Genomic DNA, 26,814 nt, shown 5'->3' on the forward strand with positions numbered 1-26,814 from the left:
GTTGCCGCCCCTTTCGCCACCGGGTACGACCTTAATGTGACCTGGATGGAACAGCACCTTGTGCATCCTCTCTGTTCCATCCAACCTCCAGGCGGAATATGTGACATCCCGCATAAAGCATAGCCAACGCTTTATATGACTCCCGAAAAATAATGAATCATTTGCGTTTTCGTCCTTTAGTACGCAAAAAAAGGGGTGATAAATCACCCCTAAGTATTAAGTATTTATTACGCCAGCTGGCGTAGCATCCTGCGCAGCGGCTCTGCGGCACCCCACAGAAGCTGATCGCCGACGGTAAAGGCGGACAGGTATTCCGGGCCCATATTTAGTTTACGCAGGCGTCCTACAGGGGTAGATAATGTGCCGGTGACCGCAGCCGGGGTCAGCTCACGCATGGTGATATCGCGGTCATTAGGGATGACTTTTGCCCACTGATTGTGCGAAGCGAGCAATTCCTCCACAGTTTGTATGGATACATCTTTTTTCATTTTAATTGTGAATGCCTGGCTGTGGCAGCGCAGCGCGCCGATGCGCACGCACAGGCCATCAACCGGGATCGCGGAAGCGGTACGCAGGATTTTGTTAGTCTCCGCCTGGCCTTTCCACTCTTCGCGGGTCTGGCCGTTATCCAGCTGTTTGTCGATCCACGGGATCAGGCCACCGGCCAGCGGTACGCCGAAGTTATCTACCGGCAGCTCGCCGCTGCGGGTCAGCTGAGTGACTTTACGCTCGATATCGAGAATAGCGGACGCCGGGTTTGCCAGCTCTTGTGCCACGCTGTGGTGCAGCTGGCCCATCTGGGTCAGCAGCTCGCGCATATGGCGCGCGCCGCCGCCGGAGGCCGCCTGGTAGGTCGCCACAGAGACCCACTCCACCAGATCCTGGGCAAACAGACCGCCCAGCGACATCAGCATCAGGCTGACCGTACAGTTACCGCCCACGAAGGTTTTGACGCCTTTGTTCAGGCCATCGGTGATGACGTCCTGGTTAACCGGGTCAAGAATGATGATCGCGTCGTCTTTCATGCGCAACGAAGAGGCCGCGTCAATCCAGTAGCCCTGCCAGCCGCTTTCACGAAGCTTTGGATAAATTTCGTTGGTATAATCGCCGCCCTGGCAGGTGACAATAATGTCCAGCGCCTTCAACGCTTCCAGATCGTAAGCATCCTGCAACGTGCCTGTGGTACCCCCAAAGGACGGTGCAGCCTGGCCGAGCTGGGAAGTGGAGAAGAAGACCGGGCGGATAGCGTCGAAATCGCGCTCTTCAACCATGCGTTGCATGAGTACAGAGCCGACCATACCGCGCCAGCCGATAAAACCAACGTTTTTCATAGCATTTTTTTCCTGCAGAGGGTGTGTGCTGTTTATGCAAGCCAGTATTGAACTGGGATATGCTTCACATTACAAAATGCTGCCAAAGTCGCAAGCGAAATTAATCGATGATTGCCCGGCTATCAGAAAAAGAGCTAATCATCCGAGAAACCATACAAGTATCAGGGATAACCTACGATGAGTGAAATCATTTCCGCAGCTGTTTTATTGATCCTAATTATGGATCCACTCGGAAACCTGCCGATCTTCATGTCGGTGCTGAAGCACACCGAGCCGAAGCGCCGTCGGGCCATCATGATCCGCGAGCTGCTCATCGCCCTGCTGGTGATGTTTATCTTCCTGTTTGCCGGCGAGAAAATCCTCGCATTCCTGAATTTGCGCGCTGAAACGGTCTCCATCTCCGGCGGGATTATTCTGTTCCTGATTGCCATCAAAATGATTTTCCCGAGCAGCGAAGGCAGCAGCAGCGGCCTGCCTGCGGGTGAAGAGCCATTTATTGTGCCGCTGGCCATTCCTCTGGTCGCCGGGCCGACCATTCTGGCAACCCTGATGCTGCTGTCGCATCAGTACCCGAATCAGATGAGCCATCTGGTGATTGCCCTGCTGATAGCCTGGGGCGGGACCTTCATCATCCTGCTGCAGTCATCGCTGTTTTTACGCCTGCTGGGCGAGAAAGGGGTCAATGCGCTGGAGCGGTTGATGGGGTTAATTCTGGTGATGATGGCGACGCAGATGTTCCTGGATGGGATCAGGGCGTGGATGAAGGGGTGAGGATGTAAAAAAGCCGGGTGGCGCTTGCGCTTACCCGGCCTACGGTCTGGTTTTGTAGGCCCGGCAAGCAACGCGCCGCCGGGCACTGCCGCTAGCTCAACAGCGTAAACGCAATCATCCCGACAATCGCCCCGGTGGTGCCGAGGATAGTTTCCATCATCGTCCAGGTTTTCAGGGTTTGCGCTTCGGTCGCGCCGGTAAATTTACCGAACAGCCAGAAGCCCGCATCGTTAACGTGTGACACCACAATCGACCCACCCGCGATACAGATAGACAGCGCTGCCATCTGCGCACCGGAGTAGTTCAGCTGCTCAATCACCGGCATCACCAGGCCCACTGCCGTTAAGCAGGCTACGGTGGCGGAGCCCTGAATAATACGTACAGCCGCAGCCAGCACGAAACAGGTCACCGCAATCGGCAGGCCCATCCCGGTCAGGGCTTCGCCTAGAGCCGGGCCGACGCCGGAATCCACCAGCACCTGCTTGAACACGCCGCCCGCACCAATAACCAGCAGGATAATACCCGCAGGCTGCAGCGCAGCACCGCAGATCTCCATCACCCGGTCTTTCGGCATCCCCTGACGCATCGCCAGGCCATAGATGGCAACCAGACAGGCGACCAGAATCGCGGTGAACGGATGGCCGATAAACTCAAACCACTCGTAAGCGCTTGAACCGACCGGAACAAAGCGCGCGGCGATGGTTTTCAGCCCCACCAGCACCAGCGGCAGCAGGATCAGCGCGAGGCTGAAGCCGAACGACGGCATTTTGCCCTCGCCCAGGTGCGGCTCGGTGACGTCGCCCGGGATGTGCAGCTCAACGTAACGGCTGATGAAGTTGCCCCACAGCGGACCGGCAATCAGCATGCCCGGGATCGCGGCGCAGAGGCCAATCAGGATCATCCAGCCGAAGTCAGCGTGCATCTGCGAGGCCAGCAGCATCGGCGCAGGCCCCGGCAGCAGAAATGCCGCCGCCGCTGCCACACCGGCAAACAGAGGGATCACCAGCTTCACCAGGTTAGTGCCGGTATGGCGCGCCATGGAGAAGGCCACGCTAATCAGCAGCACGACGGCCACCTCAAAGAACAGCGGCAGCGCGCAGATCAGACCGGCCAGACCAATCGCGTAGTGCGCCCGGCTGTGGCCGAAAGATTTCAGCATTTTGACGGCGATCTGATCGACCGCGCCGGTTTCATGCAGGATTTTGCCAAACATCGCGCCAAGCGCGACCACAATCGCCAGGAAGCCTAGCGTGCCTCCCATCCCTTTTTCCATGGTCGCGGCGATTTTGTCGAGCGGCATTCCGGAAAAGAGACCTGCACCAATGGATACCACCATCAAAGCAACGAAGGCGTGCATACGGGCCTTCATTACCAAAAACAGCAGCAACAGCACGGAGCCGACTGCTGTTAAAACAAGCGTTAACGTACTCAAAACTTACTGCCTTTTGTTAATGACCTCAATGGTGCTTGCGACAACACCGTCCAGCGGCTGATCGATATCCACGACCAGCACATCACTTTCATCCACGCCCGGCTCCTGCAGGGTTTCGAACTGCGTTACCAGCATCTGGGTTTTGAAGAAGTGCCCTTTACGCGCTTTCAGGCGGGTTTCAATCACGTCGAAATCGCCCTTCAGGTAGATAAAGGAGAGATTGGCGTTACCTTCACGCAGCTGGTCGCGGTAGGTCTTTTTCAGCGCGGAGCAGACAATCAGCGACACTTTATTGGTGCGCTGCATGGCAAATGCAGCATCGTTCAGCGCCTGTAACCACGGCTTACGATCGTCGTCGTTCAGCGGCTCGCCAGAGGCCATTTTGTTGATATTGCTGCGCGGATGGAGAAAGTCACCATCAAGAAACGCGGCATGAATTTGATGCGCCACTTCGCTGGCAACGGCGGATTTACCGCTACCGGAAACGCCCATCAGGACATAAACGTGGTGATCTGGATTTGTGGTGCTCAAAGTATGTCCCTCAGTCAATTGTTACGGGTAACAGTTATCGGTAACATTGTCCTGCCGGGGCTGACGAGAAGCAATATCCAAACGTGTGCGAAGTGAATAAGTGTGAGCTAGTTCAAACTTGTCACCCTAAATAGATCCACCTGGTGACAGCGTGAAACCTAAATCTAACATTTTAGGCGTCACCGTTTCGCCACGAATGCGCGCCAGCAGGCGTTCCGCACCGATACGGCCCATGCGCTCACGCGGGGTCAGGACGCTTGCCAGACGCGGCTCCATGACCTGACCGATGTCGTGACCGTGGAAACCGGCAATCGCCATATCACCCGGGATCTTCAGCCCCAGACGCTGGCATTCAAAGGCGGCGCCGACCGCGAGGTCATCGTTAGTACAGAAGATGCCATCAAGCTGCGGATACTCGCGACGGGCCTGGCGCATCAGCTCAATGCCGGAGGTGTAGGAAGAAGACTGCTCTACCATCACGCTGTAGGGCGTTAAGCTCGCGTCGAGCATCGCCTGCTCGTATCCCTTCTGTTTGATGATAGTACGTTCATCCAGACGTGCGCCAAGATAGGCGACATGACGATGACCGCGGGCGATGATTGCTGCCGTCATCTGGCGGGCGGCTTCAAAGTTATCGAACCCGACGGCGATATCAAGACAGGGCGACTGGCTGTCCATCAGCTCGACCACCGGAATACCCGCCACTTCGATCATCTTCAGCGTGCGCGCGGTGTGGGTGCGTTCGGTCAGGATCAGGCCGTCAATGTTCCAGGAGAGCATCGACTCCAGACGTTCTTCTTCCAGTTCCGGTTTGTACCCATAGTGAGCGAGCATGGTCTGATAGCCAAAGGCGTCGGTGACGCTTTCGATGCCGCGGAGCACTTCCGCGAAGACCTGGTTGGTTAAGGAGGGGAGCAGGACGCCTACCGCACGGCTGGTCGCATTGGAGAGAATATCGGGAGCGCGGTTGGGGATATAACCCAGTTCATCGAGAGCAGCGGCAATCTTGCCACGTAACGCCACGGAAACCTGCTCCGGGTTACGTAAGAAACGGCTGACCGTCATTTTAGTCACACCGACGCGATCGGCTACATCCTGAAGTACGGGTCTTTTCTTTTTCATCGTCCTGAGAGAAACCGGTAGTGATAGATTCCCTCAGTTTATCACGGACAAAGACCAACCTTCCCTGCCATTAGGGAAGGCTGGACAATTATTTACTCTTTAGACTGGCGGCAGGTCGAACAGCAGAATTTCAGCGGCGCTGTCGGCATGGACGGAGATCGCCTGCTCATCCCAGATGGCCAGACCATCGCTGGTGGTCGCTTTGGTGCCGTTGATGGTCACCTCGCCTTTTACCACCTGGATCCACACTTTGCGGTTCGCGGCGATCTGGTGCACGGACTGCTCGTCTTTCGCCAGCGCCCAGCGGTACAGCTCCATATCCTGATGCACTTTCAGCGAGCCGTCACGGGCATCCGGAGACAGAACCAGCTGTTTCCCCTGCTCGGCGTCAAAGCGACGCTGCTCGTAGCGCGGGGTGATACCTTTCGCTTCCGGAATGATCCAGATCTGGTACAGACGCAGGCGGTCGGTTTTGCTTGGGTTGTATTCGGAGTGACGCACCCCGGTACCCGCACTCATAATCTGGAACTCACCCGCAGGAACCTGCTCTTTGTTACCCATGCTGTCCTGGTGCTCAACTGCGCCGTCCAGAACGTAGGTCAGGATTTCCATGTCTTTGTGCGGGTGGGTACCAAAGCCTTGGCCGGCATCGATCACGTCATCGTTAATCACTCGCAGTGCCGAGAAACCCATAAAGTTCGGGTCATAATAATCGGCAAACGAGAAGCTGTGCCATGAGTCCAGCCAACCATGATTTGCGTGACCGCGGTCGTTTGCTTTGCGTAAGAAGATCATTGTTTTTACCCTCAGTTCGTTTCGATGGAGTAAGTGTGGACGCAATCGACCCGGGATCATAGAGGGTGAAAATTGACTCCTCTGTTCAAAATATCTGAACAAGAACAGAGGAGTCTTTCAGGCTTATCTGGCAAGGGTTACCGTGGCAGGTGAGGCCTGTTCAAAGGCCCGTTCAAGGATTTCAAGATTGGTCATCACTTCAATTTCCTTGACGTAATTAGGGGTACCTTTTGTCAGCGTCTCATACAGCGCATCGTAGACCTGCCCGTAGTCGCCGGTGCCCGGTTTGATCTCCTCTTTCACCGTTACGCCCGCGTCGTTGACGTACTCCAGCACGCCCACGGACTCATCCGCCGCAAACCCCGGCTCGCCCGGCATGATGTTGGCCTTCAGGCTGGTCTCCTGCTGGTCGATGCCGTACTTGATAAACGAGCCTTTGGTGCCATGGACGATAAATTTCGGGTAGTCGATCTTCACCAGATAGCTGGTTTTGACGATCGCTTTCAGATCGCCATAGAACAGCTGGGCTTCGAAGGTATCGTCCGGGTTGGCTTTATTGCGCAGGCTGCGGATGTCGTAGGCCACATGGTCCGGACGACCGAACAGGGAGATGATCTGGTCCATGGTGTGGACGCCGAGGCCATAGAAGGAGCCATCCTGCGGCAGGCCGGGTTTGGTCTCCGCCACCGGACGGTAGTAATCGAAGTGGCTTTCTACTTCGACGATTTCGCCCAGCTTACCGCTCTCAATCGCCTGTCTGGCGGTCAGGAAGCAGGTGTCAAAGCGACGGTTCTGATACGGGCTCACGGTCAGCCCTTTACTGCGAGCCAGCGCGAACAGCTCTTTCGCTTCGGCCATCGTCGGGGTGAAGGGTTTTTCCACCAGCACGTTTTTACCGGCTTCCAGGGCGCGTTTCGCGTACTCAAAGTGGCTGTCGGCGTGGGTGCAGACGATCACCAGCTTAACCTCGGGGTCGTTCAGGACCTCATCGAGATCGCTGGTGAAATGAATATGGGCGTACTGCGGGGACTGCTCTTCCGGTTTCGGGTGGCGGCGGAAGATGTGCGCCACATGCCAGCTGGCTTTACGGGTGAGAACATACGGAAGGTGATAGCGGGTGGTGCTTTTGCCAAATCCAATAAATGCGCAGTGTAGTGTCATAGTGGTTTTCCTGGCTTAGGTCTCTGCTTTCAACCATAGCGCAACCTGGCGGCGAAATATATTTCTATAACGAATCCTAAAATGGCGGTCGGAACCTTGATCCTGGCCGGAATTAACAGGATAAGGGGACGGCCAAAACCCCATGCTCGCGAAAGGAGTCGCGCTCATTTTCTATGGAAAGAAAATATCTCGCGTTAAATAGCGCACTTCTCTTCTGGCTGCTCGCGCTGGTGTCCTGGTGCTCAGGCGCCCTCTTCCTGACGTGGCTGTTCGCTGCATTGTCCTTACTGAGCTTTGGCACCTCCCTTCTACTTAATCAGGTCAAGATCATGTTTAAAAAGAGCAAAACCATCGAGACTGGCAAGCCAGACATCGCCCTTCCACAGGTGCCCGTCAGCGAAAAAGAGCCCACCGTTACGGAGAAACACGGCACCACGGTTATCGCCAGCGATGTGCGCTTTGAAGGTAATATCGTTTCCGGCGGGCACGTCTACGTTCACGGGACGCTTATCGGCAATATCGATTCCAGTGAGAGCCTGATAAAGATTATGCGTGGGGGCCAGGTGGAGGGGAACGTTACCTGTCGGGAGCTGATCGTGGATGGCAAGATCGTCGGCCAGTGCAGCAGCGATGTGATTGAGATCTGCGAGCATGGTCAGGTCACGGGCACCCTTGGCTATCGCACTCTGGCGGTTAAAAAAGGCGGTCAGTTTTCCGGCCAGGCTGAGCTTTTGCCGGCTGTCGCAGAAAAGAACAACGTGGTGGGTCTGATGAAAGAGAGCACCCCCGACCCGCTCGATCTCGTGCAGCTGCAAAAGCTTTAGGGCAAAAAAAAGCCAGCTGGAAGCTGGCTAAAATAATACTGGAAGCAATGTGAGCAATGTCGTGCTTTCAGGTTCCCGTGTCGGTTCTCCTGAATGCAGAGCAATAATAATCATTCTCATTCGCACTTGTCCACTCCTTTTTTGCAAAAAATGCTTGTTGACTCACATTTCAAACTCATGGATGTTGAAAAGGAACCTAACTGACTGAGGAAGAAGGAATGAGTGAGATAGTGATACGCCACGTTGAAGCCGCCGATGCCGAAGCTTTACGCCTGATTAACGCCCAGCCAGGGGTGTATCACAACACACTACAGCTTCCTCATCCATCGATGGACATGTGGAAGGAACGCGTGGCCGCAAAACCGGGCAGGCGCCATCTGGTAGCCTGCCTGGACGATAAGGTCATCGGTCACCTGGTGCTGGACGTGATGGAAAACCCCCGTCGCAGCCATGTCGCGACGTTCGGGATCGGCGTTTCAGCCGAGGTGCAAGGCCGCGGCGCGGGCAGCGCGTTAATGCGGGAGATGATCAACCTGTGCGACAACTGGCTGCGCATCGAGCGCATCGAGCTGACGGTGTTTGTCGACAATGCCTCTGCCATCGCCCTGTATCGTAAATACGGCTTTGTGGTGGAAGGCACCGGGAAGAAGTTCGCCCTGCGTAACGGCGAGTATGTGGATGCGCACTTTATGGCGCGCATCAGGTAAGCATTGCCGGGTGGCGGCTTCGCCTTACCCGGCCTACGGTTATGGATACCTCTCCCCATTGGGGAGAGGTAAAAGGTTTAATACCCCGCCGTCAAATCATCTACTGAACGCGGATCCGATGCCCCATACAGCGCGCCATCCGGCCCGACCATAATGCTCTGGGTGCTGCCCATCGCCTCTTTCACCACCACCTTCTGCCCGCGCTGCTCCAGCAGCTTCAGGGTGTCCGGACTAAAGCCTTTCTCCACCCGTAGCTCATCCGGCAGCCACTGGTGATGGAAGCGCGGCGCGTTGGTGGCCTCTGCCACGTTCATCCCGTAATCGATGCTGTTGACCACCATCTGCAGCACGGTGGTGATAATGCGGCTGCCGCCTGGGCTGCCGGTCACCAGCCAGGTTTTGCCATCTTTCACCACGATGGTCGGCGACATCGACGACAGCGGGCGTTTCTTCGGCCCGACGGCGTTGGCATCCCCGCCCACCAGCCCGTAGACGTTCGGCACGCCCGGTTTGGCGGAGAAGTCGTCCATCTCGTTGTTGAGCAGAATACCGCTGTTACCTGCCACGATCCCGGTACCAAAGGTGGTGTTGAGCGTATAGGTCACCGCCACCGCGTTACCGTCTTTATCCACCACCGAGAAGTGGGTGGTCTGGTTGCTCTCGTACGGCGCCAGTTTGCCCGGGCGGATCTCGCTAGAGGGTTTGGCTTTGTTGATATCGATCTGATCGGCCAGGGTTTTGGCATAGGCTTTATTGGTCAGCGCCTGCCACGGTACCTTGACGAAATCCGGGTCACCCAGATACTCCGAGCGGTCAGCGTAGGCATATTTTTCCGCCTCGGCCATCACCTGCATGGTATCGGCACTGCCGAAACCAAACTTATGCAGATCGAAGTTCTCGAGGATGTTGAGGATCTGCACGATGTGGATCCCGCCGGAAGACGGCGGCGGCATGGAGTAGACCTGATACCCGCGATAGTCCCCGCTAATCGGCGTGCGCTCCACGGCTTTGTACTCCGCGAGATCGGCTTTGGTGATCAGCCCGCCGTTCTTGCTCATCTCTTCGGCAATCTGGTCGGCAATGACCCCTTTATAGAAGGCGTCCGGGCCGTTCTCGGCAATCATCTCCAGACTTTTGGCGAGGTTGGTCTGCACCAGCTTGTCACCCTTCTTCAGCGGCTCGCCCTCCTTCCAGAAGATCGCTTTGCTGCTCTCATGGTTAGGGAGCACTTCACTGCCATAGGTTTTCAGATCGTCGGCCAGGGCGTCGTTGACCTCAAAACCGTCGCGCGCCAGCTTGATGGCCGGCTGGACCACTTTGTTCAGCGGCAGGGTGCCGTACTTATCCAGCGCCAGCGAGAAGCCCGCAACCGTACCCGGTGTGCCGGTAGCCAGATGGGAGGTGAGGGATTTTTTACTGTCGGCGTTGCCCTGCTCGTCGAGGAACATGTCGCGCGTGGCCTGGGAGGGGGCCATTTCACGGAAGTCGATCGCCGTGGTCACGCCATCTTTGGTACGCAGCATCATAAAACCGCCGCCGCCGAGGTTACCCGCCTGCGGGTGCGTCACCGCCAGCGCATAGCCGACCGCCACCGCCGCATCCACCGCATTACCGCCCTGTTTGAGGATATCCACCCCTACCTGGGTGGCGAGGGCATCCACCGAAGAGACCATCCCCTTCTGCGCCCGCACGGGATGGAACACATCTTCTTCCACGCCGTAGGAGACCGGGGGCGCAGCAGGCGGATTCGCTGCCACGCAAAACGTACCGCCTGCCGTCAGGGCAGCAATCGCTACCCAGCGTAAAAACGTTGGTTTCATCATTGTTATTCTCCAGGTACAGGGACTCATGCTCCCGCTTAAGCCTGGTTCATAACTCTTAAAAAATCATCGTAGTGCAGGATCCGAGGTAAACTTAAAGGAGGCCTCAGAAGGAGGGAGTAACAATGAAACGACTGATTCTTGTTGCGGCGTTACTGCCGTTTGCCGTGCTCGCGCAGCCCATCAACACCCTGAACAACCCCAACCAGCCGGGCTATCAAAACCCCAGCCAGCAGCGGATGCAAAATCAGATGATGATCCAGCAGCAGCAACAGACAGGGATGCTCAATCAGCAGCTGCAGACGCAGACCCGCGTCCAGCAGCAGCATCTGCAAACGCAGATGAACAACAACACCCTGCGGGTTCAGCAGAGCCAGCCGGGCGTGCAGGTTCTGCCTAACACCAGCGGCGGGATGCTTAGCGGCGTAGAGTCGTCGGGCGGTGTGCAGCAGCAACATATGCTGCCGCAGCAGCAGAACGGCTCAATGCTGAATAACCCTTAGGGCTGGAAGTCCGGACCAATCAGGGCAATCGCATCGGTACAGATGCAATCCACGCCCCAACGCAGCAGCTCCGCTGCCCGCTGGGGCTGGTTGACGGTATAGACCAGGATATGCAGGCCAGCGGCCTTAATTGCTTTCACCCGCGTCTCATCCAGCAGACGATGGTTGAGATGAAGCGACACGCAGCCCAGCCGGGTGGTTAGCTCGCGCCAGTCTTCACGCCACTCATCCAGCAGTAAACCGCGCGGCAGCTCGGGGGCTGCTACCTGCGCCGCTTCCAGGGCGTCGATCTCAAAGGATGACAGTAGCGGTGCGGTCATGCCTTCCCACAGCTCACGTGCCGCCAGCGCAATCACTTTGCCGGTGAGCGGTCCCGTGCCGGTGGTCGGCTTGATTTCGATATTGGCCATCATCCTTAGCTTCCGGCAGCGGTCGGCCACTTCAGCCAGCAGCGGCAAAGGCTCGCCTTTGAACTCCCCGCTGAACCAGCTTCCGGCATCCACCTTCAGCAGATCGCGCCACGGCAGTTCACCCGCCACGCCCCAGCCGTTGCTGGTGCGCTCGAGGTTGTCATCGTGCAGAAGGAAGATCTCCCCGTCCTGCGACAGTTTGGCGTCGAATTCGATCATGGTGTGGCCGTAGCGCGCACCGACGTCAATCGCCGCCAGGGTGTTCTCCGGTGCCAGTTTACCGCCGCCACGGTGGGCGACGATGTGGGGATAAGGCCAATAACTCATACACGTTGTCCTGTTTCGCCATCGAATAAATGCAGATGATTTTCCGGCAGATGCAGCCACAGCGTGCTGCCCGCTTTCGGGCGCTCCTGATGCGACATACGCACCACCAGCTTCTGCTCGCCCCAGCGTCCGTGCGCCAGGTTATCGGCACCCAGCATCTCGAGGGTATCCATTACCAGCGGCACCCCGCCTTCCGACTGGGAGCTTAGCGCAATATGTTCCGGGCGGATACCCAGCGTCATTTTGCGTCCGGCATAGCCGCGATAGAACCAGTTGATCGGCAGCGCCATGCCGCTCTCCAGTTCGAAATGGGTACCCGCGGCGCTGATGCGCCCCTCCAGCAGGTTCATTGCCGGGCTGCCGATAAAGCTCGCCACAAAGCGGCTGGCGGGCTTTTCATACACCTCCACCGGGGTGCCAATCTGCTCGGCGATGCCTTTGTTCATCACCATCACCCGCTGGGCGAGGGTCATGGCTTCCACCTGATCGTGGGTGACGTAGAGTGAAGTCGTTTTCAGGCGACGGTGCAGGTGCTGCAGCTCGAGGCGCATCTGCACGCGCAGTTTGGCATCGAGATTAGAGAGCGGTTCATCGAACAGGAACACCGCCGGATCGCGCACGATGGCGCGGCCCATCGCCACGCGCTGACGCTGGCCACCGGAGAGCTCGCGCGGGCGGCGCTTCAGCAGACCATCCAGCTCCAGAATGCGCGCTGCCTCTTTGACGCGCTCGTCGATATGGCTTTTGCCCATTCCGCGGATTTTCAGCCCCCAGGCCATGTTCTCCTCCACGCTCATGTGCGGATAGAGGGCGTAGTTCTGGAACACCATCGCAATCCCGCGGTCTTTCGGCTCCATCTCGGTGACGCGCTGGCGGTCAATCCAGATATCCCCGGACGTTACGCGCTCCAGCCCCGCCACCATCCGCAGCAGGGTGGATTTGCCGCAGCCGGACGGGCCGACCATCACGATAAATTCCCCGTCCGCCACGTCGAGCGTTAACGGCTGAATGACCTGGGTTTTGCCATCCCAGCTTTTGGTGACTGCCTGTAATTTTAAACCTGCCATTTTATTTCTCGCTATCGACCAGGCCGCGGACAAACGCACGCTGCATGGCTAAAACAATGACTACGGGAGGGATAAGGGTGAGCAGCATCGCCGCCATCACCTGGTTCCAGAGGGTGGTGCCTTCGCCGGTTGAAATCATCCCTTTGATGCCCGCCACGGCGGTGCCGAGATTGACGTCCTGGACAATCAGCAGCGGCCACAGATACTGGTTCCAGCCGTAGATAAAGGTGATAACAAACAGCGCCGCGAGGTTGGTTTTCGACAGCGGCAGCACGATGTCGCGGAAAAAGCGCATCGGCGAGGCACCGTCGATGCGCGCCGCCTCAATCAGCTCGTCCGGCAGGGTCATAAAGAACTGACGGAACAGGAAAGTGGCGGTGGCCGAGGCCATCAGCGGCAGGGTTAACCCCGCATAGCTGTCGAGCATCCCGAGGTTGGCGATCACCTCCACCGTCGGGAAGATGCGCACCTCCACAGGCAGCATCAGGGTGATAAAGATCATCCAGAAGAACAGGTTGCGCAGCGGAAAGCGGAACCAGACGATGGCAAACGCCGACAGCATCGACACCGTGATTTTGCCCACCGTGATGCCGAACGCCATGATGAAGCTGTTGAGCATCATCAGCCAGAACGGGGCGCTGTTAACGCCGACGCCCTGGGTCCAGATGGTCGCCATGTTCTCAAAGAGATGCCCGCCCGGGACCAGCGTCATCGGGGTTTCAAAGATGGCGTTGCGATCCAGCGTGGCGGCGACGAAGGCCACGTACAGCGGGAACAGGATGACGATGATGCCCAAAATCAGCATGGTATGGCTGAAAATCGTCAGCCCGCGACGGTTCTCAATCATTGGTAGCGCACCTTACTTTCGACATAGCGGAACTGCACCACCGTGAGGATGATGACGAGGAACATCAGCACCACCGACTGGGCGGCAGAGGCCGAGAGATCCAGACCGGCAAAACCTTCGCGATAGATCTTATAGATAAGCGTAGTGGTGGCCTGTACCGGGCCGCCGGCGGTGGCGGCATCGATCACCGGGAAGGTGTCGAAGAAGGCATAGACCAGGTTGACCACCAGCAGGAAGAAACTCACCGGGGCGATCAGCGGCAGCGCCAGCCTGAAGAAGCGGCGGACCGGGCCTGCGCCGTCAATCGCCGCGGCTTCTACCAGCGAGCGCGGAATGGACTGCAGCGCGGCAAAGAAGAACAGGAAGTTGTAGCTGATCTGCTTCCACACCGAGGCGAAGACCACCAGGAACATCGCCTGACCGCTGTTCTGGGCATGGTTCCAGTCATAGCCGAACTCGCCGAGGAAATGGGTGATCAGTCCGCGCCCCGGGTTAAACAGGAAGATCCACAGCACGGCGGCGACCGCCGGCGCTACGGCATAGGGCAGCAGCATCAGGGTTTGATACAGACGGCTGCCGCGCACCACGTAATCCACCAGCGCGGCGAAAAACAGCGAGGCGAGAAGACCGCTGACGGTGACCAGGGTGCTGAATTTGATCGTCGTCCAGAAAGCATCGAGGTAGTAGCTGTCGTGCCACAGGGCGGCGAAGTTATCCAGGCCGACGAACTGGCTGGAGAGCCCGAACGGATCGACGCTCTGTACCGAGTACCACAGCGCTTCGCCCGCAGGCCAGATAAAGAAGATGACGGTGATGACCAGTTGCGGCGCGACCAGCAGGTACGGCAGCCAACGGGAACGGAACACCGGACGGGAAGATGACATGGGGATTGAGTTCCTGAACAGCGCCGGATGGCGCTACGCTTATCCGGCCTACAGGTTCGCGTAGGCCGGGTAAGGCGAAGCCGCCACCCGGCATTTCACATTACGATTTGGTCGACTGCTCAAAGCGGCGCAGCAGTTGGTTGCCGCGCTCTACTGCAGCATCCAGTGCCTGCTGTGGGGATTTCTTACCGGTCCACACGCTCTCCAGCTCTTCATCCACGATGGTACGGATCTGCGGCATGTTGCCCAGGCGCAGGCCTTTGGTGTACGGCAACGGTGGCTTGTTCAGCATCTGGCGCGTGGCGATGTCTGCGCCCGGGTTTTTGTCGTAGAAGCCCTGCTCGCGGGTCAGGTCATACGCGGCTTTGGTGATCGGCAGATAGCCGGTCTTCTGGTGCCATTCGGCTGCGTTTTCCGGTTTTGCCAGGAAGTCGAGGAACTCCGCTACGCCCTTGTAGGTGTCCTTGTCTTTACCCTGCATCACCCACAGGCTGGCCCCGCCGATGATGGCGTTTTGCGGCGCGCCTTTCGAGTCGGCGTCGTACGGCATCATGCCCACGCCGTAGTTGAATTTGGCGTAGTGACGGATATCCGCCAGCGAGCCGGATGAAGCAGTAGTAATGGCGCAATCACCGCTGTAGAACTTCTCAGTGGATTCGTCTTTACGCCCGAAGTAGCTGAAATCGCCCTTCTTGTTCAGTTCCTGAAGCAGCGCGATGTGCTTCACCTGCTCCGGCTTGTTGAATTCCAGTACCGCGTTGGTGCCGTTGAAACCGTTGTTCTCGGTGGCAACAGGCTGACCATGCCAGGCGCTGAAGTTCTCGATCTGGATCCAGCCCTGCCAGCCGCTGGCGTAGCCGCACTTCATGCCCGCCGCTTTCAGTTTGGCGGTGTACGCGGCCAGATCCTGCCAGGTTTTTGGCGGCTGCTCAGGATCTAAGCCAGCTTTCTTGAAGGCGTCTTTGTTGTAGTAGAGCACCGGGGTGGAGCTGTTAAACGGCTGAGAAAGCAGGTGCCCGGTTTTGGAGTCGGTGTAGTACCCGGAGACGGTCGGCACAAACTGGGATTCGTCGAAGTTGATGCCCGCGTCCTTGAACACTTCGTACACCGGCTTGATGGCTTTGGAAGCCATCATGGTGGCGGTGCCTACCTCGTATACCTGCAGCAGCGCCGGGGCGTTGCCGGTACGGAACGCGGCGATACCGGCGCTCAGGCTCTGCTCGTAGTTACCTTTGTACACCGGCACAATTTTGTAATCCGGGTGGGTGTCGTTGAAACGCTGCGCCAGGGAGTCAACTTCTTTACCCAACTCCCCTTCCATGGAATGCCAGAACGGAATAGTGGTGACGGCCATTGCGTTGCCCGCAAAAACCAGACCCATTGCCAGACCCAAAGCTGTGTGTCGTAACGATGTCATTGTCATCTCTCTTATTGTGCCGGATGCGCGATATCACGCGTTTTGTGCTCGCGAGGTAACATGACATGCTCGAATTACAGAAAAATAACCGTTTGTTTACAGAGATATGACAGCAGAGCGTCAGAGGGATGATGGAAATGTGAAGGCAGTGGCTAGCGGCGTAAACGCTCCACAATTTCTTCAAGCGACAGACGGCCCGCAGCAGCCTCAACCGTCATCGCCACATAATCCGGATTGGCCTTCAGCGAAATGCCGTTACGTTTGAGGAAAAGCAAGGTGATAAACAATGCCGTGCGTTTATTACCATCATTGAAGATATGGCCGCGGGAGATGGCCAGCAAATGCATCGCCGCCAGGATCCAGACATCGGTCACCCCTTCGTATTGATATTTGTTTAACACGCGATAGAGCAGCGCTTCAGCACGACCCGGATCCGACATTCCCGCGACGCCAGGCGTGACGCTGAGGAGTTTGTCATGAAACAGGACTATCTCTTCCGCTGAGATAAATTGCAGGGTCATTTGTCAGCCAGTTCCCTAATTTCGTTGCCATGAATACCCATAATGGCGTCAAACTCGGCATCCAGTTTTGCCACCTGATAACGTTCAAATTCTTCTGCGCTGATAATCACGGCAGGTTTATGACCGCGACGCGTGATGGTGACGGGTGTTCCCGTCGCGGCAGAATCCAGCGCTGAGGCAAGATTCTGACGTGCTTCGCTATAGTTCATTGTACGCATATTGCCCCCTTTTAAGTACAAGTCAATTGTACAAGTAAAGCGTACAAAAAACAAAAAAGCCGGGTGGCGGCTTCGCCTTACCCGGCCTACGTACGGCACGCTGTTGTAGGCCCGGTAAGCGTAGCGCCACCGGGCAATACAGACGGCTCAGCCGCCCAGGTAAGCACTCCGCACCGCTTCGTTCGCCAGCAGCGCGTCACCGGTGTCTTCCAGCACCACACGGCCATTCTCCAACACGTAGCCGCGATCCGCGAGCTTCAGCGCCTGGTTGGCGTTCTGCTCCACGAGAAAGATGGTCATCCCTTCGCTACGCAGCTGTTCGATGGTGTCGAAGATCTGCTGGATGATGATCGGCGCCAGCCCGAGCGAAGGTTCGTCGAGCAGCAGCAGACGCGGCTGGCTCATCAGCGCGCGGCCGATTGCCAACATCTGTTGTTCCCCGCCGGACATGGTGCCTGCCCGCTGAATACGGCGCTCAAACAGGCGCGGGAAGAGGTCATACACGCGCTTGATGCGGGTCTGGAACTGCTCGCGCTCGGCAAAGAAGCCGCCCATCGCCAGGTTCTCTTCTACCGTCATACGCGAGAAGACGCGACGCCCTTCCGGGACTATCGCCACCGCTTCGCGCATGATTTTCGCCGTCTGCCAGTCGGTAATGTCTTTACCATCAAAGACGATACGTCCGCTGGTGGCGCGCGGATCGCCGCACAGGGTACCGAGCAGCGTGGTTTTCCCCGCGCCGTTAGCCCCAATCAGGGTGACGATTTCGCCTTGGTTGATGTGCAGGCTGACGTCGTGCAGGGCCTGGATCTTGCCGTAGTGGGCATTAACCTTGTCAAACGATAACATTACTTTATCCATCTTATGGCTCGCCCCCATTATGCTTCACCTAAATAGGCGCGGATCACGTCCGGGTTGTTGCGAATCTCTTCCGGCGTACCGTTCGCCAGCGGCGTGCCCTGGTTCACCACGTAGATGCGGTCAGAAATGCCCATCACCAGTTTCATATCATGCTCAATCAGCAGGATGGTGGTGTCGTGATGGTCACGCAGTTCGACGATCAGCTCGTCCAGCTCTTTGGTCTCTTTCGGGTTCAGTCCCGCCGCCGGTTCGTCGAGCATCAGGATCTCCGGCTGCGTTACCATGCAGCGGATAATCTCCAGACGACGCTGATCGCCGTAGGCCAGGTTGCTGGCCTGACGGTTGGCGTGCTGCAGCAGGCCGATACGGTCGAGCCAGGTGGCGGCGCGATCCAGGGCTTCGTCCTGCGCCCGGCGAAACGCCGGGGTTTTCAGCAGGCCGGCGAAGAGCCCGGTTTTCAACTGCTGATGCTGCGCCACCAGCAGGTTCTCAATTACCGTCATCTCGCGGAACAGACGCACGTGCTGGAACGTACGCACCACGCCCATGCGGGCAATCTGCTGGCCCGGTAAGCCTTCGAGGTGCTGATCGCGCAGCATGATGGTACCGCCCGTCGGCTTGTAGAAACCGGTCAGACAGTTAAAGACCGTGGTTTTACCGGCACCGTTCGGGCCGATCAGGGAGACAATCTCTTTCTGGTGCAGATCCAGCGAGACGTTGTTGACCGCCAGCAGGCCGCCAAAACGCATCATCAGGCCGTTAACGGATAATAATGGCTGACTCATGCCTGCTCTCCTTTCGCTTGCCCGTTTTTCAGTTTCAGCTGTGGACGGGTCATCGGCAGCAAGCCCTGCGGACGCCAGATCATCATCAGTACCATCAAACCACCCAGCATCAGCATGCTGTATTCGTTAAAGTCACGCATCAGCTCACGGGAGACCACCAGCAGGACAGCCGCGAGAATCACCGCGAACTGCGAGCCCATCCCGCCGAGCACTACAATCGCCAGCACGAAAGCGGACTCCGCAAAGGTGAAGGATTCCGGGCTGACAAAGCCCTGACGCGCGGCAAACAGGGTTCCGGCGAAACCGGCAAACGCGGCGCTGATGGTAAAGGCGGTCAGCTTGATGCGGGTCGGGTTCAGGCCCAGGGAGCGACAGGCGATCTCATCTTCACGCAGCGCTTCCCACGCACGGCCCAGCGGCATGCGCAGCAGACGGTTAATCACGAACAGGGTGATGACCACCAGCAGCAGCGCCACCAGATAGAGCCAGATCACGCGGTCGGACGGGTCGTACTTGATACCAAAGAAGTTGCTGAAGGTGTCCCAGCCGCCTTCACGCGCGGAACGGCTGAACTCCAGTCCGAAGAAGGTCGGTTTCGGGATCTGGCTGATACCGTTCGGGCCGCCGGTCACTTCGGTATTGTTGAGCAGCAGGATACGGACGATTTCACCGAAGCCTAAGGTCACAATCGCCAGATAGTCGCCGCGCAGACGCAGCACCGGGAAACCAAGCAGGAAACCGGCGGCAGCAGAGACCAGCCCCGCCAGCGGCAGACAGGTCCAGAAGCCGAGACCGTAATAGTGGTTCAGCAGGGCGAAGGTGTAAGCGCCGATGGCGTAGAAGCCGCCGTAGCCCAGCACCAGCAGGCCGGACAGGCCCACCACCACGTTCAGACCGAGGCCGAGGATCACGTAAATCATGGTCAGGGTGGCGATATCCACCGTGCCGCGGGAGACCACGAACGGCCAGGCCACGGCAGCCACCAGCAGCGCCACCAGGAACAGCTTCTGTTTGACGGTCGAGCCGTCAATCGCTGGCAGGACAAACTTCGGCCCGGAGACGCTTTTCAGTGTCTTCTGGAACATCGGACGCAGCAGCTGGAAGAAGAAGACCACCGCGGTGCCGACAAAGACCCACTGCCAGCGGATATCCGACGCGGAATCCACTACCAGCTTAGTGCCGCTCAGCTCCAGCTGAACGCCCATAAAGACGGCCGCCAGGATAAAGAACATCGCCGCTGAGAGCAGCGCCATGGCAAAATGCATCGGTTTCATACTTTCTCTACCTCCGGACGACCCAGAATACCGGTAGGCATGACCAGCAGAACCAGAATCAGCAGGGCAAACGACACCACGTCTTTATATTCGGTACTCAGGTACGCAGAGGAGAGCGCTTCGGCCACGCCGAGGATCAGGCCGCCGATCATGGCGCCCGGAATACTGCCGATCCCGCCCAGCACCGCTGCGGTAAAGGCTTTCATCCCGGCCATAAAGCCGATGTACGGGTTGATTACGCCGTAGAACTGACCGAGGAGCACGCCAGCCACCGCCGCCATCGCCGCACCAATCACGAAGGTCAGGGCAATCACGCGGTCGGTGTTGATACCCAGCAGGCTCGCCATCTTCAGGTCTTCCGCGCAGGCGCGACAGGCGCGACCCATGCGGGAGTAGCGGATGAAAAGGGTCAGCGCCAGCATGGCGAGGAAGGTGACAATCCAGATCACCAGCTGCATGGTGGTGATCGACGCCGAGAAGTTCTCGCTGGCCCCGACAATCCACTGGCCGTTGAACAGGCTTGGCAGCGCCACGTCGCGTGAGCCTTCGGTCAGGCTGACGTAGTTTTGCAGGAAGATGGACATCCCGATGGCGGAGATCAGCGCGATCAGGCGCTTGGAGCTGCGCACGGGCCGGTAGGCCACGCGTTCGATGCTCCAGCCGTAGGCGCTCGCAATTACAATCGCGCCGACAAACCCGGCAGCCACCAGCAGCCAGCTGCTGTCGATGCCCATCATCATCAGCGCGGCGATAATCATAAAGGAGACATAGCTGCCGATCATGTACACCTCGCCGTGGGCGAAGTTGATCATGCCGATAATGCCGTACACCATCGTATAGCCGATGGCGATCAGTGCATAGGTGCTTCCCAGCGTGACGCCGTTAAACATCTGCTGCAAAAAATAGAGAAACTGCTCGGACATAAGATAACCTTTCTATTCCCGCCCGGTCCTGCCGGGCGGTGGGATAATGATTATTTGGCGACCGAGGATGAACCGTCGGCGTGCCACTTAAAGACACCAAACTCAAATCCCTTCAGATCGCCTTTCTCGTCCCAGTTCAGCGGCCCAATCACGGTGTCAGCCCCGTGTGCTTTTAAATCTTTAATCAGATCCTGCGGTTCTTTGCTGCCGGTACGATCCATGGCGGTGGCCAGAGACTGCACGGCGGCATAGGTGATCCACACGTATGGACCACTCGCGTCTTTCTTCTCCGCTTTCAGGGCATCGACGATAGCAGCGTTGGCCGGATCCTGGTCATAGCGTTTTGGCATTGTCACCAGCATGCCTTCGCCCGCGTCGCCCGCGATGTTCGACAGCGAGGCGTTACCCACCCCTTCCGGGCCCATGAACTGGGTTTTCAGGCCGACAGCACGGGCCTGGCGTAGCATCTGGCCCATTTCCGGGTAGTAGCCGCCGTAGTAAACGAAGTCGATGTTCTCTTTCTGCAGACGCGCCAGCAGCGCCGAGAAGTCTTTCTCGCCCGCAGTGATGCCGTCGAAGAAGACGACGTTCGCGCCGCCTTTTTTCAGGCCGTCCTGCACCGAGCGAGCCAGCCCTTCACCGTACTGCTGCTTATCGTGAATGATAGCGATGCGCTGCGGCTTGACGGTTTCGATGATGTATTTCGCCGCGGTGGGTCCCTGGGAGGAGTCAAGACCGGCGGTACGCATGATGTACTGATAGCCGCGCTGGGTCAGTTCAGGGTTAGTAGCGCCCGGCGTGATCATCAGGATGCCTTCGTCTTCATAGATGTCGGACGCAGGCTGGGTAGAGGACGAGCAGAGATGGCCAATCACATACTGAATGCCATCGTTAACAATTTTGTTGGCGACGGCGACGGCTTGTTTCGGGTCACAGGCATCGTCATATTCCACGCCGACCAGTTTGTCACCCTTAATGCCGCCTTTGGCATTGATGTCCTTAATGGCCTGGCGCGCGCCGTTGAACTCCATATCGCCCCACTGGGCAACAGGGCCGGATAACGCCCCTACCACGGCAACTTTAATATCTTCCGCCATAGCTGACTGCGAAATCGCCAGTGCAACCATCCCCGCGACTAATGTTTTCGCGTTCATTCTCATCCAGGAATCCCCATTCGTGACGTGATGTATATATTTTGTTTTATTATGGTTAAAAAGCATTCTGTACTTTTATTAAACAACGCAACTTTTGCTATTGCCTTTAATGGTTTAGCGCAGTTTTTTGCTTAAAACCAGACTAAAATCTCTATATTTCAGGCGATTAAGCAAAGATAATATTCTGAAATCAGGCAGAGATAAACAAATAAAAGCGCGAGTTGCAGCATAAAATAACGGTACAAAGCGCCGAATAAAACGCTGCCTTTTAGGTTAAAATTCTGCTTATTTTTCGATCCCTGCGTTTTAAGACTACGCAACGTAACGCTAAAAAAGTAATCAGCTGGGGAATGGGTTTAAAAAGTGGAAGCGTCTGACAGAATAAATTGAGACACTGCCAGCACTCTTTTTGATTTGGACAAGCGGCTAATGAAACTGACCATCCACCGTCTGGAGAAATTTAGCGACCAGGATCATATCGACCTCAACAAGATCTGGCCGGAATATTCTCCCTCCTCGCTCACCGTTGATGAAACACACCGTATTTATGCTGCGCGCTTTAACGAGCGGCTGTTAGGGGCGGTGCGGGTAACGCTGAGCGGTACGCAAGGAGCGCTGGACTCCCTGCGCGTGCGGGAGGTCACCCGCCGTCGCGGCGTGGGGCAATATTTGATTGAAGAAGTGATGCGCGATAACCCGAGCGTGGCCTCGTGGTGGATGGCGGATGTCGGCGTGGAAGACAGGGGTGTGATGGCGGCCTTTATGCAGGCCCTGGGGTTTACGGCGCAAAGCAACGGGTGGGAAAAGCATTAAAAAAATGCCCGGTGGCGCTACGCTTACCGGGCCTACGACGTGCTATATGTAGGCCGGGTAAGGCGAAGCCGCCACCCGGCGCTAACATCACTTAGCGTCGGTTGCTGTACCATTGGCATGCCAGTCAAACACGCCGAACTCAAAGCCTTTCAGATCGCCCTTCTCATCCCATGACAGCGGCCCCATCACGGTCTCAACGGAGTTCGCTTTCAGCCAGGTGGCGATGTCAGCCGGTTCCGCAGACTGATTCAGGCCCGCCTGCAGAGTTTGCAGCGCAGCGTAGGTGGTCCAGACGAACGCGCCGCTTGGATCCTGTTTCTTAGCTTTGATCGCGTCTACGATCGGTTTGTTGGCTGGAACCTGGTCGTAGTTCTTCGGTTTGGTGACCAGAAGGCCTTCAGCCGATTCACCGGCGATGTTAGACAGGGAGACGTTCGCCACCCCTTCCGGGCCCATGAACTGGGTTTTCAGACCGGCAGCACGCGCCTGACGCAGGAGCTGGCCCATCTCCGGGTGGTAACCACCGTAATAGACGAAATCGATGTTCTCTTTCTTCAGACGCGCCACCATGGTCGAGAAATCTTTCTCACCGGCGGTAATACCGTCGAAGAACACCACGTTGGCATTGGATTTTTTCAGGTTGTCCTGCACGGAACGCGCCAGGCCTTCACCGTACTGCTGCTTGTCATGGACAATGGCGATACGCTGCGGCTTCACTTTATCGACAATATATTTCGCGGCGGTTGGGCCCTGGTCAGAGTCCAGACCGGTAGTACGCATCACCATCTTGTAGCCACGGGCGGTCAGTTCCGGCGCGGTGGCGGCAGGAGTGATCATCAGAATGCCTTCGTCTTCATAGATGTCAGACGCAGGCTGCGTGGAAGAGGAGCACAGGTGGCCGATCACGTATTTGATGCCGTCGTTGACCACTTTGTTGGCGACTGCAACCGCTTGTTTCGGGTCACAGGCATCATCATATTTTACGATCTGCAGCTTTTCGCCTTTGATACCGCCCTTGGCATTAATGTCAGCAACCGCCTGCTCTGCACCGGTGAACTCCTGATCGCCGTACTGCGCTACCGGACCGGACATGGCGCCAACCACGGCCACTTTGATATCCGCCTGAGCCATGGTGCTGAATGCCAACGCGATACATCCTGCCAGTAAGGCTTTACCCTTCATATTCATCCTGAGAATCCCCATTGTGATGGTTATTGTGTTTGTTGTGATGTTGTTTTATGGCGCTTTATTTCGATTATGCGTCTGCTGTACGCGCCTTTTCAGCATACTCTGCTAAAACATACCCCATTTTTATCTATTTGGAATAGCTATTTTGATATGTATATAAGGTAAGCGAGGCTTTAACGAGTCAGCGCACAACAGTTCGATAAGTGTTTGCGAGGAGAAGGGAATTCGCGAGAAGAGGCGCTAAAAAAACAAAACCCCCGAATCTGCATTCGAGGGTTATCGGGGACTTCGCGAAAATTACGCTTCGATAGCGGCGCGAAGTTTTTTCATGGCGTTTTTCTCAAGCTGACGCACACGTTCAGCGGAGACACCGTAGCGATCGGCCAGCTCCTGCAGGGTGGACTTGTTGTCTTCGTCCAGCCAGCGGGCACGGATAATATCCTGGCTACGCTCGTCGAGACCTTCCATTGCAAAGGTCAGCTTGTTGGCGGCCTGCTCTTCCCAGTTGTCGTCTTCAATGCCGTCGGCAAAGTTGGACGATTTATCCTGCAGATACAGGACCGGAGCCATCGGCTGGCTGTCTGACGCATCGTCGTCAGAGGACATATCAAAGGTCATGTCCTGCGCAGCCATACGGGATTCCATCTCGCGCACGTCTTTGCTGGAAACACCCAGCTCGCGGGCAACCATTTCTACTTCATCCTGGTTAAACCAGCCCAGACGCTGCTTGGTTTTACGCAGGTTAAAGAACAGTTTACGCTGTGCTTTAGTGGTCGCGACCTTCACGATACGCCAGTTACGCAGCACGTATTCGTGGATTTCCGCTTTGATCCAGTGCACGGCGAAGGAGACCAGACGCACACCCACTTCCGGGTTGAAGCGACGCACCGCCTTCATCAGGCCGATGTTGCCTTCCTGGATCAGGTCAGCCTGCGGCAGGCCGTAGCCCGCGTAGTTACGAGCAACGTGAACAACAAAGCGCAGGTGAGACAGGATCAGCGTCTTAGCTGCTTCCAGATCGCCCTGGTAATGCAGCTTTTCAGCAAGCTCCTTTTCTTCCTCGGCCGTTAACATCGGCCAGGTGTTCGCAGCCCGGATATATGATTCCAGGTTACCAACAGGGGCTAAAGCTAAAGTTTGCATTTCTTTGGTCATTCATTCCTCTCAATCGATTCTTTCTGGCGGCGGTTTGTCCCCATCAGGCAACGAACATGCCAGAATTAATGAGCAACGAGAATATCATTCACTCTTTTATCAGACAGTGATTTTATCCACAAGTTCCGAGTGAAACTGTGAATAAATTACGCACAAAATGTGACATGGGGATGATTATGCGGGGTAAGAGACAACAGGGGCTCTTTCCCTGCACGGTGATTCTCAATGCAGGGAAAGATTATACCAGAGATTTTTTAGTCAGGGGTAAAGTGACGTAAATGTTGCACAGTCGCTAACCATGCTGCGATCCAGCCGATCATCGAGCACACCAGCAGCAGCAACAGGCACTCATCGAATGCTAAGCCACTGATATTAAACTTAGTTCCGAAAACCTGCGCCACGTCGGTGACCGCTGCGGAAAGACGCATCACCAAAATTTCTGACAAAATCAGTGAAAGAAATGCGCCGGAAAAACCGAGCAGTGCGCCGCCATACAGGAACGGGCGCAGGATAAAACCGTCGGTTGCGCCGATCAGCTTTTGCACGTTGATGGTATCGCGACGGGCGAAGATGCTCAGACGGACGCTATTGCCGATAACGAGGAACACCGCCGCGACCATCAGCACGCCGATCATTGCCGCCACGCGCCCGACAAGGCCGGTCAGCGCCGTCAGACGGGCAAACCAGCTGTCGTCCATGCGTACTTCATCAATGCCGTTGATGCGGGAGACGCGATCGCGCAGGGTATTCAGCGACTCGGTTCCCTGGAAGTCCAGTTTCGGGATCACCACCGCCACTGCGGGCAGGGGGTTCTCCTCCAGCATATCCAGCGCGCCGCCAAAGCCGGACCAGTTGCGGAACTCGCCCAGCGCCTCATCCCGCGACAGGTAGTTTACCTTCTCAACGCCCTGCTCCGCCTGCAGCTGCCCCACCACCTGCGCCGCCGCGTTATCGTCGAGCGCTTTGTCGAGATAAACGGTGATCTGCGGGGAGGGATAGTACTGCGACGCCGCCTGGTTAACGTTTTTGTAGACCATGTAGCAGACGCTGGGCAGGGTCAGGGAGATGGCGATCACCATCACCGTCAGGAAGGTGGCCAGCGGTTTGCTTTTCAGATCCTGCAGCGCACCCTGGAAGGCGTACCGCACCTGCTCGTTAAAGACGTTGGACTTGCGCGAGTTGGGTTTTGGCGCGACTTTGCTGCGCTTCGGCGCATTGCGGTTGCCATCGCCCGGTCCGCCCGCCGATTTACGGAAACGGTCAAGCTTGCTGCCAAACTGCCGCATCTGGTTTATTGCGTCACGCTTATTCACCGAGGCCTCCGTGCAAATGACCGTCGCTCAGCGTCAGCATGCGGTACGAACGACGGGAGATAAGCCCCATGTCGTGCGTCGCCATCAGTACTGTCACCCCAACGCGGTTAAACTCCTCAAACAGACGCAGGATCCCTTCGGAAAGGGCGTCGTCCAGGTTACCGGTAGGTTCATCCGCCAGCAGCACCGCCGGTTTATTCACCACCGCGCGGGCAATGCCGACGCGCTGCTGTTCACCGCCGGAGAGCTGGATCGGAAAGTTCTTCGCTTTGTCCAGCAGCCCGACCTTATCCAGCGCCGCCGACACGCGACGACGAATGTCATCCCCGCTGGCGCCCGCAATAATCAGCGGGATCGCCACGTTGTCGAATACCGTGCGGTCCATCAGCAGATGGTGATCCTGGAAAATCATGCCGATCTGCCGACGCAGAAACGGCACTTCACGGTTTTTCAGACGACTAATGTCGTGGCCGCTAAACCAGATTTTCCCGGCACTGGGCCGTTCGATCCCGCAGATAAGCTTGAGCAGGGTACTTTTCCCTGCGCCGGAGTGGCCGGTCAGAAATGCCATCTCGCCCGGCTGCAGGTGAAAGTTAATCCCCTGCAGCGCTTGTCTCCCACCGAGATAGGCCTTGCTGACGTGTTCAAAGCGAATCATTG

At 57.0% G+C, this 26,814-nt stretch carries 28 protein-coding genes; 5 read left to right on the plus strand and 23 right to left on the minus strand.

Annotation, left to right across the window (positions count from 1 at the left end):
* Positions 1 to 227: 227 nt before the first annotated feature.
* Positions 228 to 1,331: an aspartate-semialdehyde dehydrogenase gene (gene asd, locus ES815_RS08290; RefSeq protein ID WP_142487407.1), complete on the minus strand. Its 1,104-nt coding sequence runs from the start codon at positions 1,329 to 1,331 to the stop codon at positions 228 to 230.
* Between the two features lie 177 nt (positions 1,332 to 1,508).
* On the opposite strand from asd, the gene ES815_RS08295 reads away from it, so the two are divergent.
* Complete coding sequence (locus ES815_RS08295; RefSeq protein ID WP_032614883.1) at positions 1,509 to 2,102, plus strand: YhgN family NAAT transporter; 594 nt, start codon at positions 1,509 to 1,511, stop codon at positions 2,100 to 2,102.
* Between the two features lie 91 nt (positions 2,103 to 2,193).
* Here ES815_RS08295 and gntU read toward each other — a convergent pair whose 3' ends face one another.
* The 5 genes from gntU to ES815_RS08320 form a co-directional block, all read right to left on the minus strand.
* Positions 2,194 to 3,534, minus strand: coding sequence for a gluconate transporter (gene gntU, locus ES815_RS08300; protein WP_142487408.1), 1,341 nt, complete (start codon positions 3,532 to 3,534; stop codon positions 2,194 to 2,196).
* Positions 3,535 to 3,537: 3 nt separating this feature from the next.
* Positions 3,538 to 4,065, minus strand: a complete 528-nt coding sequence (gene gntK / locus ES815_RS08305; protein WP_142487409.1) for a gluconokinase — start codon at positions 4,063 to 4,065, stop codon at positions 3,538 to 3,540.
* A gap of 126 nt (positions 4,066 to 4,191) precedes the next feature.
* Positions 4,192 to 5,187: a gluconate operon transcriptional repressor GntR gene (gene gntR, locus ES815_RS08310; RefSeq protein ID WP_142487410.1), complete on the minus strand. Its 996-nt coding sequence runs from the start codon at positions 5,185 to 5,187 to the stop codon at positions 4,192 to 4,194.
* Positions 5,188 to 5,286: 99 nt separating this feature from the next.
* Positions 5,287 to 5,982 (minus strand): pirin family protein, encoded by a 696-nt coding sequence (locus ES815_RS08315; RefSeq protein WP_142487411.1) that lies wholly within the window; start codon positions 5,980 to 5,982, stop codon positions 5,287 to 5,289.
* Between the two features lie 123 nt (positions 5,983 to 6,105).
* Complete coding sequence (locus ES815_RS08320; protein ID WP_142487412.1) at positions 6,106 to 7,143, minus strand: oxidoreductase; 1,038 nt, start codon at positions 7,141 to 7,143, stop codon at positions 6,106 to 6,108.
* 173 nt (positions 7,144 to 7,316) lie between these two features.
* Between ES815_RS08320 and ES815_RS08325 the strand changes: the two genes are divergently transcribed.
* Both ES815_RS08325 and yhhY read left to right on the plus strand, forming a co-directional pair.
* On the plus strand, positions 7,317 to 7,967 hold the full coding sequence (locus tag ES815_RS08325; RefSeq protein ID WP_142487413.1) for a polymer-forming cytoskeletal protein: 651 nt from the start codon (positions 7,317 to 7,319) through the stop codon (positions 7,965 to 7,967).
* Positions 7,968 to 8,185: 218 nt separating this feature from the next.
* Positions 8,186 to 8,674 carry an N-acetyltransferase gene (yhhY, locus tag ES815_RS08330; protein WP_142487414.1) on the plus strand — a complete coding sequence of 163 codons (489 nt, stop codon included), beginning with the start codon at positions 8,186 to 8,188 and terminating at the stop codon, positions 8,672 to 8,674.
* A gap of 77 nt (positions 8,675 to 8,751) precedes the next feature.
* On the opposite strand, the gene ggt is transcribed toward yhhY, so the two are convergent.
* Positions 8,752 to 10,497 (minus strand): gamma-glutamyltransferase, encoded by a 1,746-nt coding sequence (gene ggt / locus ES815_RS08335; protein ID WP_185902394.1) that lies wholly within the window; start codon positions 10,495 to 10,497, stop codon positions 8,752 to 8,754.
* A 122-nt stretch (positions 10,498 to 10,619) separates the two neighbouring features.
* Between ggt and ES815_RS08340 the strand changes: the two genes are divergently transcribed.
* Entirely contained in the window at positions 10,620 to 10,997 is a 378-nt protein-coding gene (locus ES815_RS08340; RefSeq protein WP_106995241.1) for a DUF2756 family protein, read from the plus strand.
* Here ES815_RS08340 and ugpQ read toward each other — a convergent pair.
* The 12 genes from ugpQ to livK all read right to left on the minus strand — a co-directional run bounded on the left by ugpQ (position 10,994) and on the right by livK (position 21,691).
* Entirely contained in the window at positions 10,994 to 11,734 is a 741-nt protein-coding gene (ugpQ, locus tag ES815_RS08345; protein ID WP_142487415.1) for a glycerophosphodiester phosphodiesterase, read from the minus strand. The two genes, ES815_RS08340 and ugpQ, sit on opposite strands and share 4 nt — an antisense overlap.
* A complete protein-coding gene (locus ES815_RS08350) occupies positions 11,731 to 12,801 on the minus strand; it encodes a sn-glycerol-3-phosphate import ATP-binding protein UgpC (RefSeq protein ID WP_142487416.1) in 1,071 nt (356 codons plus the stop codon). The genes ugpQ and ES815_RS08350 overlap by 4 nt, the downstream gene beginning before the upstream one ends.
* 1 nt (position 12,802) lies before the next feature.
* Positions 12,803 to 13,648 carry a sn-glycerol-3-phosphate ABC transporter permease UgpE gene (ugpE, locus tag ES815_RS08355; RefSeq protein ID WP_142487417.1) on the minus strand — a complete coding sequence of 282 codons (846 nt, stop codon included), beginning with the start codon at positions 13,646 to 13,648 and terminating at the stop codon, positions 12,803 to 12,805.
* A complete protein-coding gene (ugpA, locus tag ES815_RS08360) occupies positions 13,645 to 14,532 on the minus strand; it encodes a sn-glycerol-3-phosphate ABC transporter permease UgpA (protein WP_142487418.1) in 888 nt (295 codons plus the stop codon). The genes ugpE and ugpA overlap by 4 nt, the downstream gene beginning before the upstream one ends.
* A 100-nt stretch (positions 14,533 to 14,632) precedes the next feature.
* Entirely contained in the window at positions 14,633 to 15,949 is a 1,317-nt protein-coding gene (gene ugpB, locus ES815_RS08365) for a sn-glycerol-3-phosphate ABC transporter substrate-binding protein UgpB (protein WP_142487419.1), read from the minus strand.
* A 152-nt stretch (positions 15,950 to 16,101) separates the two neighbouring features.
* Positions 16,102 to 16,470: a type II toxin-antitoxin system death-on-curing family toxin gene (locus ES815_RS08370; protein WP_142487420.1), complete on the minus strand. Its 369-nt coding sequence runs from the start codon at positions 16,468 to 16,470 to the stop codon at positions 16,102 to 16,104.
* Complete coding sequence (locus ES815_RS08375) at positions 16,467 to 16,688, minus strand: type II toxin-antitoxin system Phd/YefM family antitoxin (protein ID WP_142487421.1); 222 nt, start codon at positions 16,686 to 16,688, stop codon at positions 16,467 to 16,469. The genes ES815_RS08370 and ES815_RS08375 overlap by 4 nt, the downstream gene beginning before the upstream one ends.
* A gap of 147 nt (positions 16,689 to 16,835) precedes the next feature.
* The gene (livF, locus tag ES815_RS08380; protein WP_072250910.1) at positions 16,836 to 17,549 is read right to left on the minus strand and encodes a high-affinity branched-chain amino acid ABC transporter ATP-binding protein LivF; all 714 of its coding nucleotides are present in this window, start codon (positions 17,547 to 17,549) and stop codon (positions 16,836 to 16,838) included.
* Between the two features lie 17 nt (positions 17,550 to 17,566).
* Positions 17,567 to 18,334 (minus strand): high-affinity branched-chain amino acid ABC transporter ATP-binding protein LivG, encoded by a 768-nt coding sequence (gene livG / locus ES815_RS08385; protein WP_142487422.1) that lies wholly within the window; start codon positions 18,332 to 18,334, stop codon positions 17,567 to 17,569.
* The gene (locus ES815_RS08390; RefSeq protein WP_142487423.1) at positions 18,331 to 19,608 is read right to left on the minus strand and encodes a high-affinity branched-chain amino acid ABC transporter permease LivM; all 1,278 of its coding nucleotides are present in this window, start codon (positions 19,606 to 19,608) and stop codon (positions 18,331 to 18,333) included. Before ES815_RS08390 ends, livG begins: the two co-directional genes overlap by 4 nt.
* Positions 19,605 to 20,531, minus strand: a complete 927-nt coding sequence (gene livH, locus ES815_RS08395; protein WP_039032510.1) for a high-affinity branched-chain amino acid ABC transporter permease LivH — start codon at positions 20,529 to 20,531, stop codon at positions 19,605 to 19,607. Before livH ends, ES815_RS08390 begins: the two co-directional genes overlap by 4 nt.
* A gap of 50 nt (positions 20,532 to 20,581) precedes the next feature.
* Positions 20,582 to 21,691, minus strand: a complete 1,110-nt coding sequence (gene livK / locus ES815_RS08400; protein WP_142487424.1) for a high-affinity branched-chain amino acid ABC transporter substrate-binding protein LivK — start codon at positions 21,689 to 21,691, stop codon at positions 20,582 to 20,584.
* A 423-nt stretch (positions 21,692 to 22,114) separates the two neighbouring features.
* Here livK and panM point away from each other — a divergent pair, with 423 nt between their 5' ends.
* Positions 22,115 to 22,498, plus strand: coding sequence for an aspartate 1-decarboxylase autocleavage activator PanM (panM, locus tag ES815_RS08410; protein ID WP_142487425.1), 384 nt, complete (start codon positions 22,115 to 22,117; stop codon positions 22,496 to 22,498).
* Positions 22,499 to 22,585: 87 nt separating this feature from the next.
* Here the strand turns inward: panM and ES815_RS08415 are convergent, their stop codons facing one another.
* The 4 genes from ES815_RS08415 to ftsE all read right to left on the minus strand — a co-directional run bounded on the left by ES815_RS08415 (position 22,586) and on the right by ftsE (position 26,812).
* The gene (locus ES815_RS08415) at positions 22,586 to 23,686 is read right to left on the minus strand and encodes a branched-chain amino acid ABC transporter substrate-binding protein (protein ID WP_142487426.1); all 1,101 of its coding nucleotides are present in this window, start codon (positions 23,684 to 23,686) and stop codon (positions 22,586 to 22,588) included.
* Between the two features lie 297 nt (positions 23,687 to 23,983).
* The gene (rpoH, locus tag ES815_RS08420) at positions 23,984 to 24,841 is read right to left on the minus strand and encodes an RNA polymerase sigma factor RpoH (RefSeq protein ID WP_106995256.1); all 858 of its coding nucleotides are present in this window, start codon (positions 24,839 to 24,841) and stop codon (positions 23,984 to 23,986) included.
* Between the two features lie 254 nt (positions 24,842 to 25,095).
* Positions 25,096 to 26,154, minus strand: coding sequence for a permease-like cell division protein FtsX (gene ftsX / locus ES815_RS08425; protein WP_142487427.1), 1,059 nt, complete (start codon positions 26,152 to 26,154; stop codon positions 25,096 to 25,098).
* Positions 26,147 to 26,812 (minus strand): cell division ATP-binding protein FtsE, encoded by a 666-nt coding sequence (gene ftsE, locus ES815_RS08430; RefSeq protein WP_106995258.1) that lies wholly within the window; start codon positions 26,810 to 26,812, stop codon positions 26,147 to 26,149. The genes ftsX and ftsE overlap by 8 nt, the downstream gene beginning before the upstream one ends.
* Between the last annotated feature and the right edge of the window lie 2 nt (positions 26,813 to 26,814).

It is taken from the genome of Leclercia adecarboxylata (assembly GCF_006874705.1).
Classification (GTDB): domain Bacteria; phylum Pseudomonadota; class Gammaproteobacteria; order Enterobacterales; family Enterobacteriaceae; genus Enterobacter; species Enterobacter adecarboxylatus_C.

What these genes read in the sequence shown, in the direction of transcription:
- asd (WP_142487407.1), bottom strand. Translation starts at nt 1,331, where the DNA reads ATGAAAAACGTTGGTTTTATCGGCTGGCGCGGTATGGTCGGCTCTGTA.
- ES815_RS08295 (WP_032614883.1), top strand. Translation starts at nt 1,509, where the DNA reads ATGAGTGAAATCATTTCCGCAGCTGTTTTATTGATCCTAATTATGGAT.
- gntR (WP_142487410.1), bottom strand. Translation starts at nt 5,187, where the DNA reads ATGAAAAAGAAAAGACCCGTACTTCAGGATGTAGCCGATCGCGTCGGT.
- ES815_RS08315 (WP_142487411.1), bottom strand. Translation starts at nt 5,982, where the DNA reads ATGATCTTCTTACGCAAAGCAAACGACCGCGGTCACGCAAATCATGGT.
- ES815_RS08320 (WP_142487412.1), bottom strand. Translation starts at nt 7,143, where the DNA reads ATGACACTACACTGCGCATTTATTGGATTTGGCAAAAGCACCACCCGC.
- ES815_RS08325 (WP_142487413.1), top strand. Translation starts at nt 7,317, where the DNA reads ATGGAAAGAAAATATCTCGCGTTAAATAGCGCACTTCTCTTCTGGCTG.
- yhhY (WP_142487414.1), top strand. Translation starts at nt 8,186, where the DNA reads ATGAGTGAGATAGTGATACGCCACGTTGAAGCCGCCGATGCCGAAGCT.
- ggt (WP_185902394.1), bottom strand. Translation starts at nt 10,497, where the DNA reads ATGATGAAACCAACGTTTTTACGCTGGGTAGCGATTGCTGCCCTGACG.
- ES815_RS08340 (WP_106995241.1), top strand. Translation starts at nt 10,620, where the DNA reads ATGAAACGACTGATTCTTGTTGCGGCGTTACTGCCGTTTGCCGTGCTC.
- ugpQ (WP_142487415.1), bottom strand. Translation starts at nt 11,734, where the DNA reads ATGAGTTATTGGCCTTATCCCCACATCGTCGCCCACCGTGGCGGCGGT.
- ES815_RS08350 (WP_142487416.1), bottom strand. Translation starts at nt 12,801, where the DNA reads ATGGCAGGTTTAAAATTACAGGCAGTCACCAAAAGCTGGGATGGCAAA.
- ugpE (WP_142487417.1), bottom strand. Translation starts at nt 13,648, where the DNA reads ATGATTGAGAACCGTCGCGGGCTGACGATTTTCAGCCATACCATGCTG.
- ugpA (WP_142487418.1), bottom strand. Translation starts at nt 14,532, where the DNA reads ATGTCATCTTCCCGTCCGGTGTTCCGTTCCCGTTGGCTGCCGTACCTG.
- ugpB (WP_142487419.1), bottom strand. Translation starts at nt 15,949, where the DNA reads ATGACATCGTTACGACACACAGCTTTGGGTCTGGCAATGGGTCTGGTT.
- ES815_RS08370 (WP_142487420.1), bottom strand. Translation starts at nt 16,470, where the DNA reads ATGACCCTGCAATTTATCTCAGCGGAAGAGATAGTCCTGTTTCATGAC.
- ES815_RS08375 (WP_142487421.1), bottom strand. Translation starts at nt 16,688, where the DNA reads ATGCGTACAATGAACTATAGCGAAGCACGTCAGAATCTTGCCTCAGCG.
- livF (WP_072250910.1), bottom strand. Translation starts at nt 17,549, where the DNA reads ATGGATAAAGTAATGTTATCGTTTGACAAGGTTAATGCCCACTACGGC.
- livG (WP_142487422.1), bottom strand. Translation starts at nt 18,334, where the DNA reads ATGAGTCAGCCATTATTATCCGTTAACGGCCTGATGATGCGTTTTGGC.
- ES815_RS08390 (WP_142487423.1), bottom strand. Translation starts at nt 19,608, where the DNA reads ATGAAACCGATGCATTTTGCCATGGCGCTGCTCTCAGCGGCGATGTTC.
- livH (WP_039032510.1), bottom strand. Translation starts at nt 20,531, where the DNA reads ATGTCCGAGCAGTTTCTCTATTTTTTGCAGCAGATGTTTAACGGCGTC.
- livK (WP_142487424.1), bottom strand. Translation starts at nt 21,691, where the DNA reads ATGAGAATGAACGCGAAAACATTAGTCGCGGGGATGGTTGCACTGGCG.
- panM (WP_142487425.1), top strand. Translation starts at nt 22,115, where the DNA reads ATGAAACTGACCATCCACCGTCTGGAGAAATTTAGCGACCAGGATCAT.
- ES815_RS08415 (WP_142487426.1), bottom strand. Translation starts at nt 23,686, where the DNA reads ATGAATATGAAGGGTAAAGCCTTACTGGCAGGATGTATCGCGTTGGCA.
- rpoH (WP_106995256.1), bottom strand. Translation starts at nt 24,841, where the DNA reads ATGACCAAAGAAATGCAAACTTTAGCTTTAGCCCCTGTTGGTAACCTG.
- ftsE (WP_106995258.1), bottom strand. Translation starts at nt 26,812, where the DNA reads ATGATTCGCTTTGAACACGTCAGCAAGGCCTATCTCGGTGGGAGACAA.